This window comes from Pseudomonas sp. NPDC087615, assembly GCF_044743445.1.
GTDB classification, from domain to species: Bacteria; Pseudomonadota; Gammaproteobacteria; order Pseudomonadales; family Pseudomonadaceae; genus Aquipseudomonas; species Aquipseudomonas baetica_A.
Genome location: NZ_JBIUWM010000078.1, coordinates 8,905 through 14,222 on the forward strand (window position 1 = coordinate 8,905; position 5,318 = coordinate 14,222).

The window sequence follows — 5,318 nt, forward strand, 5'->3', positions numbered from 1 at the left end:
ATCGTTATCGGCCAGGCTTGCGAATTCGACTACTCCGGCGCCCAGGCCTGCAAGGCCCTGCGCGAAGAGGGTTACCGCGTCATCCTGGTGAACTCCAACCCGGCCACCATCATGACCGACCCGGACATGGCTGATGCCACTTACATCGAACCGATCAAGTGGCAGACCGTTGCCAAGATCATCGAAAAAGAACGTCCGGATGCGGTGCTGCCAACCATGGGCGGCCAGACCGCTCTGAACTGCGCCCTGGACCTGGAGCGCGAAGGCGTTCTGGAGAAGTTCGGCGTAGAAATGATTGGTGCCAACGCCGACACCATCGACAAGGCTGAAGACCGTTCGCGTTTCGACAAGGCGATGAAATCCATTGGCCTGGCGTGCCCGCGTTCCGGCATCGCCCACAGCATGGAGGAAGCCAACGCGGTTCTCGAAACCCTCGGTTTCCCGTGCATCATCCGTCCATCCTTCACCATGGGCGGCACTGGTGGCGGTATCGCTTACAACCGTGAAGAGTTCGAAGAAATCTGCGCCCGTGGTCTGGACCTGTCGCCAACCAAAGAGCTGCTGATCGACGAATCGCTGATCGGCTGGAAAGAATATGAGATGGAAGTTGTCCGCGACAAAAAGGACAACTGCATCATCGTCTGCTCGATCGAAAACTTCGACCCGATGGGCGTGCACACCGGTGACTCGATCACTGTCGCCCCGGCTCAGACCCTGACCGACAAGGAATACCAGATCCTGCGTAACGCCTCCCTGGCGGTACTGCGCGAGATCGGCGTCGAGACTGGCGGTTCCAACGTTCAATTCGGTATCTGCCCGAACACTGGCCGTATGGTCGTGATCGAAATGAACCCGCGTGTATCGCGTTCCTCGGCGCTGGCTTCGAAAGCCACCGGTTTCCCGATCGCCAAAGTCGCGGCCAAACTGGCTGTGGGTTACACCCTCGACGAACTGTCGAACGACATCACCGGTGGCAAGACCCCGGCGTCCTTCGAGCCGTCCATCGACTACGTCGTGACCAAGCTGCCACGCTTCGCCTTCGAGAAATTCGCCAAGGCTGACGCGCGCCTGACCACGCAGATGAAATCGGTCGGTGAAGTCATGGCCATCGGCCGTACTTTCCAGGAATCCCTGCAGAAAGCCCTGCGCGGTCTGGAAGTGGGCGTTTGCGGTCTGGACGAGAAGCTCGACCTGAGCAATCCGGAAAGCATGAGCGTGCTCAAGCGCGAACTGACTGTGCCGGGCGCCGAGCGTATCTGGTACGTGGCAGACGCCTTCCGTGCGGGCATGACTGTCGAAGACATCTTCGGCATGAACATGATCGACCCGTGGTTCCTGGTGCAGATCGAAGATCTGATCAAGGAAGAAGAGAAGGTCAAGACCCTCGGTCTGTCCGCTATCGACCGTGACCTGATGTTCAAACTCAAGCGCAAAGGCTTCTCCGATCAGCGTCTGGCCAAGCTGCTGGGCGTTACCGAGAAAAACCTGCGCACTCACCGTCACAAGCTGGAAGTGTTCCCGGTCTACAAGCGCGTTGACACCTGCGCGGCCGAGTTCGCCACCGACACCGCTTACCTGTACTCGACTTACGAGGAAGAGTGCGAAGCGGCGCCGTCCGGTCGCGACAAGATCATGATTCTGGGTGGCGGTCCGAACCGTATCGGTCAGGGTATCGAGTTCGACTACTGCTGCGTTCACGCGGCCCTCGCTCTGCGCGAAGACGGTTACGAGACCATCATGGTCAACTGCAACCCGGAAACCGTGTCCACCGACTACGACACGTCCGACCGTCTGTACTTCGAGCCGGTAACGCTGGAAGACGTGCTGGAAATCTGCCGCGTCGAGAAGCCCAAAGGTGTGATCGTCCAGTACGGCGGCCAGACTCCGCTGAAACTGGCTCGTGCTCTGGAAGCTGCCGGCGTGCCGATCATCGGCACCAGCCCTGACGCCATCGACCGCGCTGAAGACCGTGAGCGCTTCCAGCAAATGGTTGAGCGTCTGAACCTGCGTCAGCCGCCAAACGCCACCGTGCGTAGCGAGGACGAAGCGATTCGTGCTGCCAGCAAGATCGGTTATCCGCTGGTCGTGCGTCCGTCCTACGTACTGGGCGGCCGGGCGATGGAAATCGTTTACGAAGAAGAAGAACTCAAACGCTACCTGCGTGATGCGGTGAAGGTGTCGAACGACAGCCCGGTGCTGCTCGACCACTTCCTCAACTGCGCCATCGAGATGGACGTCGACGCAGTTTGCGACGGTACTGATGTCGTGATTGGCGCGATCATGCAGCACATCGAGCAGGCCGGCGTTCACTCCGGTGATTCCGCGTGCTCGCTGCCGCCGTACTCGCTGCCGCTGCACATCCAGGACGAGATGCGCGAACAGGTCAAGAAAATGGCCCTGGAACTGGGCGTTGTCGGCCTGATGAACGTGCAATTGGCGCTGCAAGGCGAAGACATCTATGTCATCGAGGTCAACCCGCGCGCTTCCCGTACCGTACCGTTCGTCTCCAAGTGCATCGGTGTTTCCCTGGCGATGATCGCGGCTCGCGTGATGGCCGGTAAAACCCTGAAAGAAATCGGCTTCACCAAGGAAATCATCCCGAACTTCTACAGCGTGAAAGAGGCGGTCTTCCCGTTCGCCAAATTCCCTGGCGTTGACCCGATCCTCGGCCCAGAGATGAAGTCCACTGGTGAAGTGATGGGTGTCGGCGACACCTTCGGCGAAGCTTTCGCCAAGGCCCAAATGGGTGCCAGCGAAGTGCTGCCGACCGGCGGTACTGCATTCATCAGCGTGCGTGACGACGACAAGCCACTGGTTGCAGGCGTAGCCCGTGATCTGATCAACTTGGGCTTCGAAGTGGTTGCCACTGCCGGCACTGCCAAACTGATCGAAGCCGCAGGCCTGAAAGTGCGCCGTGTGAACAAGGTGACCGAGGGGCGTCCGCACGTGGTCGACATGATCAAGAATGACGAAGTCACTCTGATCATCAACACCACTGAAGGCCGTCAGTCGATCGCTGACTCTTACTCCATTCGTCGTAATGCCTTGCAGCACAAGATTTACTGCACCACCACCATTGCTGCTGGCGAAGCTATCTGTGAAGCGCTGAAGTTCGGTCCTGAAAAGACCGTGCGCCGCTTGCAGGATCTACACGCAGGATTGAAGGCATGAGCATAATCAAGTACCCAATGACTGTTCAGGGCGCTCGCGCCCTGGAAGAAGAGCACACTCACCTGACCAAGGTCGTTCGTCCAAAGCTTAGCCAGGACATCGGTACGGCCCGCGAGTTGGGTGACTTGAAGGAAAACGCTGAATACCATGCCGCTCGCGAACAGCAAGGCATGGTCGAAGCACGGATTCGTGATATTGAAGGCCGGATTCAGAATCAGGTGATCATCGATGTCACGACGATTCCTCATACCGGTAAAGTGATCTTCGGCACCACCGTTGAAATCGCTAATGTCGAAACTGATGAAAGCGTCACTTACCACATCGTGGGTGAGGATGAGGCTGACTTCAAACTTGGCAAGATTTCGGTCGGTTCTCCTCTTGCTCGTGCTTTGATCGGCAAGGAAGAGGGTGATGTTGTTGCGGTGAAAACGCCAAGTGGCGTTATCGAGTATGAGATTGTCGAAGTCCGTCACATCTGAAACCGGGCGCCTGCTACGTGCGGGCGCCATGCTTTGGCAACTGACCCAGATGTTGTGGGTCGGTGGTCTTTGGTTGATTCATTTTGGTTTGCAGCCGGCGTTGGGCCAGATTGGCCTGGCGCAGTTGCTGATTGATGAAGTCGCCAGTGCATTTGAAGTGCTGGTGGTGGGTTTTTCCGCCGCATGCTTGATTTTTCAGGCCTTGGTGCTGGTACAGGCCGAGGGCCTTGGCAGTCTATGGCGAGATTTTCGCGGGCAGGTGCTGTTGATGGCGTTGTATGCGTGTGCGATGTTTGTCGCCGTGCGTGTCGGCTGGCCGGATGCTCAGCGCTGGCAGGTATTCAGTTATCTGGTTCTGGGGTTTTCCGGGCTGGTGCTGGTGCTGCAGCCGGTACCTGGATGGAGTGGCAGGGTGCGCGAAGCACACCCTTGACCCTTGTCATCACTTGAAGCGATGAACGTTCGACAGCTGCTTGTTGGCGCTGAAGTTCTTGCGGTAGACCAGTGCCATCTTGCCGATGACCTGTACCAGGTCAGCCTTGCCGACCTTGCACAGTTCTGCGATGTGCGCCAGGCGCGACTCGCGATCGAGGATGTTGAGCTTGATTTTGATCAGCTCGTGATCCGCCAATGCGCGTTCAAGTTCGGCTAAAACACCTTCAGTCAAACCGTTGTCAGCCACAGTCAACACTGGTTTCAGGTGGTGGCCAATGGATTTGTACTGTTTCTTCTGCTCTTGAGTGAGCGGCATAATCTGACCCTTTCGTCTGGATTCTGTAAAATGGCGGCCATTTTACCCGAGGGTTCGTGGATCCGCCCAATTAATCACGACCCTTATCATCGAGGTGCCCAATGGCGCGTTCCAAGACAAGCCTTGGTTGGCTGAAAAGACATGTCAATGATCCCTATGTGAAGCAAGCGCAGAAGGATGGCTACCGCTCGCGTGCGAGTTACAAGCTTCTGGAGGTTCAAGAGAAGTACAAGTTGATCCGTCCTGGCATGAGTGTTGTCGATCTGGGGGCTGCGCCTGGTGGCTGGTCGCAGGTCACTAGCCGGCTGATCGGTGGTCAGGGGCGTCTGATTGCCTCGGACATCCTGGAAATGGACAGCATTCCGGACGTGACTTTCATCCAGGGCGACTTCACCGAGGATGAAGTGCTCGCGCGGATCCTTGAAGCCGTGGGTAATTCGCAGGTAGACCTTGTGATTTCCGATATGGCCCCCAATATGAGTGGTACGCCTGAAGTGGACATGCCGAAAGCCATGTTCCTTTGCGAGCTGGCGCTTGATTTGGCGGAACGGATACTCAAGCCGGGTGGTAATTTCGTGATCAAGATTTTTCAGGGCGAAGGGTTTGATGTCTACCTGAAGGATGCTCGTCGGAAATTCGACAAGATCCAGATGATCAAGCCAGACTCTTCCCGTGGCAGTTCCCGCGAGCAATACATGCTGGCTTGGGGCTACCGCGGTAGCAAGTAATGAGGTTTTTTGGCAGGGTGATAGGTTTTTCGTATTTTGCCACGCGTGCATAAGCGAATATTGTGTAGAAAGTGTTTCACAAAGGGTTACAGACGGCGCCTGCCAGAGTTGTAGGTAATGTAGTAAGTTAGGCCGGTGAATATCATGCGAAGCGCGCGCCAGTAGCGGAGCTTGCTTCAGAGGGTAGTT

At 56.9% G+C, this 5,318-nt stretch carries 5 protein-coding genes; 4 read left to right on the forward strand and 1 reads right to left on the reverse strand.

All coding sequences use genetic code 11. From position 1 onward, the window contains the following. From carB to ACIOU6_RS25615, 3 genes are all read left to right on the forward strand, one after another. Positions 1 to 3,171, forward strand: a 3,171-nt coding sequence (gene carB, locus ACIOU6_RS25605) for a carbamoyl-phosphate synthase large subunit (protein WP_401139324.1), incomplete at its 5' end; no start/stop codon positions are given. Positions 3,172 to 3,173: 2 nt separating this feature from the next. Next, on the forward strand, positions 3,174 to 3,650 hold the full coding sequence (gene greA / locus ACIOU6_RS25610; protein ID WP_221730640.1) for a transcription elongation factor GreA: 477 nt from the start codon (positions 3,174 to 3,176) through the stop codon (positions 3,648 to 3,650). Between the two features lie 28 nt (positions 3,651 to 3,678). Beyond that, positions 3,679 to 4,083 (forward strand): MFS transporter, encoded by a 405-nt coding sequence (locus tag ACIOU6_RS25615; protein ID WP_401139325.1) that lies wholly within the window; start codon positions 3,679 to 3,681, stop codon positions 4,081 to 4,083. 9 nt (positions 4,084 to 4,092) lie between these two features. Here ACIOU6_RS25615 and ACIOU6_RS25620 read toward each other — a convergent pair whose 3' ends face one another. Continuing rightward, positions 4,093 to 4,401: a YhbY family RNA-binding protein gene (locus ACIOU6_RS25620; RefSeq protein WP_129388960.1), complete on the reverse strand. Its 309-nt coding sequence runs from the start codon at positions 4,399 to 4,401 to the stop codon at positions 4,093 to 4,095. A gap of 101 nt (positions 4,402 to 4,502) precedes the next feature. On the opposite strand from ACIOU6_RS25620, the gene rlmE reads away from it, so the two are divergent. Then, positions 4,503 to 5,129 carry a 23S rRNA (uridine(2552)-2'-O)-methyltransferase RlmE gene (gene rlmE / locus ACIOU6_RS25625; RefSeq protein WP_221730608.1) on the forward strand — a complete coding sequence of 209 codons (627 nt, stop codon included), beginning with the start codon at positions 4,503 to 4,505 and terminating at the stop codon, positions 5,127 to 5,129. Positions 5,130 to 5,318: the final 189 nt, after the last annotated feature.

Coding starts and splice junctions, on each gene's coding strand:
- rlmE (WP_221730608.1), top strand. CDS start 4,503: ATGGCGCGTTCCAAGACAAGCCTTGGTTGGCTGAAAAGACATGTCAAT.
- ACIOU6_RS25615 (WP_401139325.1), top strand. CDS start 3,679: ATGCTTTGGCAACTGACCCAGATGTTGTGGGTCGGTGGTCTTTGGTTG.
- ACIOU6_RS25620 (WP_129388960.1), bottom strand. CDS start 4,401: ATGCCGCTCACTCAAGAGCAGAAGAAACAGTACAAATCCATTGGCCAC.